This window comes from Flavimobilis sp. BM9, from assembly GCF_058313055.1.
Window position 1 is genome coordinate 1 of sequence record NZ_JBZEMO010000017.1, and the last position, 293, is coordinate 293.

The 293-nt window shown below is 64.5% G+C and carries 1 protein-coding gene; it reads left to right on the top strand.

Going from position 1 to position 293, the window contains the following annotated elements:
- Positions 1–73 precede the first annotated feature (73 nt).
- Positions 74–293, top strand: a 220-nt coding sequence (locus AC4F3Q_RS13535; protein WP_491040419.1) for a response regulator, incomplete at its 3' end; no start/stop codon positions are given.

The window sequence follows — 293 nt, forward strand, 5'->3', positions numbered from 1 at the left end:
TCGATGGCCAGGGCACCGGCATCACTCTATGCTTGCCACTGCCCCCTCAACCTGAAGCCGAAAGCGAAACCCCATGAGCCAGTCCGCCACCCTGTTGGTCATCGACGATGAACCGCAGATCCGCAAGTTCCTGCGCATCAGCCTGGCCTCCCAGGGCTACAAGGTGATCGAAGCCGCAACCGGTGAGGAAGGGCTCGCTCAGGCCGCATTGGGCAAGCCGGACCTGGTGGTGCTCGACCTGGGCCTGCCGGACATGGACGGCCAGCAGGTGCTGCGTGAGCTGCGCGAGTGGA